Below are 2,515 nucleotides of genomic sequence, written 5' to 3' on the forward strand. Positions count from 1 at the left end.
AGATAATATTCCATTATATTGAAATGTTTTATAATCCAATACGGCGTCACACACACAATGACAGGTGCTCACCAGCAAACGCTGAAGCAGCGTATTTTCAAAACCTAGAAACTGTCTAGAAAAGTCAGGCCGTACCAATTTTTATCAACTTGGCAAGTTGGATTTAATGAGTGCATTTAGTAAAGTATATAGATATATATGTAACGACTATGAGTCTGATCATGAATTAAAATACATCTTATACGAACTTGAAGACATGCTATATGAAAATAATTTATATAAAGAAGCTGCCACAAGGCTAGAGCAATTGTTTCTAAAATATTCCCCTAGTTTTGAGTTAAAATATGGTAAATACATTCAAACGTAATCAAGTAAGAGCTGGTATTTATACAACTTGCAGGGTATTAGAATGGATCTCGAAAGATGAGTGCTTCAAATTTTGGCAAGTTCACGTGAAAGCTCATATTGCAATGGACCCGAATAGAATCGACCTGAGTAAATGCCCTAATGGATTTATTTATGTCGCGTCATATTGGACGTCTGGAAGTGGTAAAAAAGCAATATTACTCGAGGCATATCATTAATGTATAATCGAATAAGAACTGGAATTATACATTTAAATTACCGTTCATTATTAGTTTGAGTTTACAATCTGGCATTTAAATGAAATTAGATGAGTTCTATATCAGCGTTAAGGATAATTTTCCCGATATATCAGAGAAAGCCGATAAATTATATGACGACTACTGGAATAGATATGTCGAAATGGAATTCTCAGAATATTCTTGGTTTGAGTTTTTGGCTAATGCGCTTAATAGTGAAATGCAAAAGGGAGTGGATGTAAGTAACTATATTGAGCTTTTCGAATATGTACGTCATTCATATATGATAGGTGATGTAGATGTTAAAAATACGGTTGATGTAGCTTTTGTTGAAAATCTATTTTGGCAAGTTCCAAAGGAAAAGGCTGAGCCATATTGGGAAAAATTCCCTGAAATTTTGAAGAAGCTATATATTAATTTCCATAGGCGAGCTCCATTCTGAATAGATAGTAAGAGCTGGTATCTTGTCAGTTAATTTTTTGATGGTAGGTAGTCTAAAGCCTGCAATTACATTAGGTTGTGCTTTAGAGTGCCGTTAATTAGTAATGAGAGTAACAAAATATGGAAGAACCGATACGGTTTGATGTCTATGGAAAAATAGATACATCCCGAAAGAAAGAAGCGATTGTTTACCTTGATGAATTGGGAGTATATGAAAAAAACCTTGAACTCAGAAAAGCAGTCAATGAAGCAACTCGTGAGAATAGGTTTACTATATTGGCAAAATCGCTTGGATACAGTGACGCAGTTTCTTTTTTGGGTTCCTGTGACTGGGCAAAAGAGCTTACTTTAGTTCAGGAAATGTATTATCCGGGTGGCGAAGAGAGTTTTTGTAAACAACACACTTTACACTTTGGTGGTATATTTGGGTGTCATGTTTGCAGTGGATTTTATAAAGAATAGTCAATTCTTTAATCTGCTAAGAGCATCCATCAAACCAGCCATACTGATCATTTTACCATTTCTTGAAATTTATCTAGATGGATAACTGGAAATTTAAGGCTTACAATGAGTCAATGGGTGCTTTAGCGTAATGTTCATTCATTGTTTATATTTAAAAATTAATGAGTCCTGAAGAATTAAAAATTAAGCTTGAATCTATAGCCAGCGAATTCATGTCTTTGAGCAATGAGTTGGAAGAGTTAGAATCAAAGTTGACTCTGAACATGGATAAAAAGGCTGTCTCAGAAATCATCCTGAATCTTCACTGGGCAGCAGAGAATATTACGGTTATTAGCCTTCATCAAGTAGGGAAGGCTTTAGATGATAATATGGGTACAGGTCTGAAAGACTAGTTTACATTGATTTGGCAAAGATGAGCACATGGCAGTGTGAAACAAATAGTGTTTGGTTTATCAGGAGAAGATCATCCGTGTAGGTTATTACTGCATTAGGTGTTTAGATGGCAACCATACTTACTTTAGATGATGGGAGATCATTGTATCGCTGTTTGTCAAGATAGTTGTCGCATCAACCAACCTACACTAATGATTTAACATTTGATTGTTATCAGGGTTAAGCCAAACCCTTTCAATTCGATTCCAATTACGTGTTTGACCTGTCCAGCGTCTTGGATTAACCAATCTTGCTTTTTCATATACCACCTTACGGTTTTCCAAAATAGCGTGGTCTTTGCCTTCATGGCGTGCTTGAGGGGTCACAAACTGAATCCCACTATGTCGATGCACTTGATTATACCAAGTCACGAAACTTAACACCCAAGCCCTTGCTTGCATTAAATCGGTAAACCCCTTATAGGGATAATTAGGTCGATATTTGCAGGTTTGAAAAATTGATTCGGCATATGCATTATCATTACTCACTCGGGGACGATTAAATGAACTCACCACACCAAGATTATGCATCGTTTGCAGCATATCGCTACCTTTCATTGGGCTACCATTATCGGAATG

4 protein-coding genes are annotated in these 2,515 nt (G+C 35.9%); 3 read left to right on the top strand and 1 reads right to left on the bottom strand.

From position 1 onward, the window contains the following. The first annotated feature begins 663 nt into the window (after window positions 1-663). The 3 genes from KHS79_RS25730 (at window position 664) to KHS79_RS25740 (ending at window position 1,897) form a co-directional block, all read left to right on the top strand. Complete coding sequence (locus tag KHS79_RS25730; RefSeq protein ID WP_212723019.1) at window positions 664-1,044, top strand: DUF7674 family protein; 381 nt, start codon at window positions 664-666, stop codon at window positions 1,042-1,044. A gap of 119 nt (window positions 1,045-1,163) precedes the next feature. Beyond that, window positions 1,164-1,505, top strand: a complete 342-nt coding sequence (locus tag KHS79_RS25735; RefSeq protein ID WP_212723020.1) for a hypothetical protein — start codon at window positions 1,164-1,166, stop codon at window positions 1,503-1,505. Window positions 1,506-1,666: 161 nt separating this feature from the next. Continuing rightward, window positions 1,667-1,897 (top strand): hypothetical protein, encoded by a 231-nt coding sequence (locus tag KHS79_RS25740; RefSeq protein ID WP_212723021.1) that lies wholly within the window; start codon window positions 1,667-1,669, stop codon window positions 1,895-1,897. A 189-nt stretch (window positions 1,898-2,086) separates the two neighbouring features. Here the strand turns inward: KHS79_RS25740 and KHS79_RS25745 are convergent. Continuing rightward, a partial coding sequence (locus KHS79_RS25745; RefSeq protein ID WP_212723022.1) for an integrase core domain-containing protein occupies window positions 2,087-2,515 on the bottom strand: 429 nt, incomplete at its 5' end.

Source organism: Zooshikella ganghwensis, from assembly GCF_018263875.1.
In the GTDB taxonomy this organism is placed as follows: Bacteria; Pseudomonadota; Gammaproteobacteria; order Pseudomonadales; family Zooshikellaceae; genus Zooshikella; species Zooshikella ganghwensis.

What these genes read in the sequence shown, in the direction of transcription:
- KHS79_RS25730 (WP_212723019.1), top strand. Translation starts at nt 664, where the DNA reads ATGAAATTAGATGAGTTCTATATCAGCGTTAAGGATAATTTTCCCGAT.
- KHS79_RS25735 (WP_212723020.1), top strand. Translation starts at nt 1,164, where the DNA reads ATGGAAGAACCGATACGGTTTGATGTCTATGGAAAAATAGATACATCC.
- KHS79_RS25740 (WP_212723021.1), top strand. Translation starts at nt 1,667, where the DNA reads ATGAGTCCTGAAGAATTAAAAATTAAGCTTGAATCTATAGCCAGCGAA.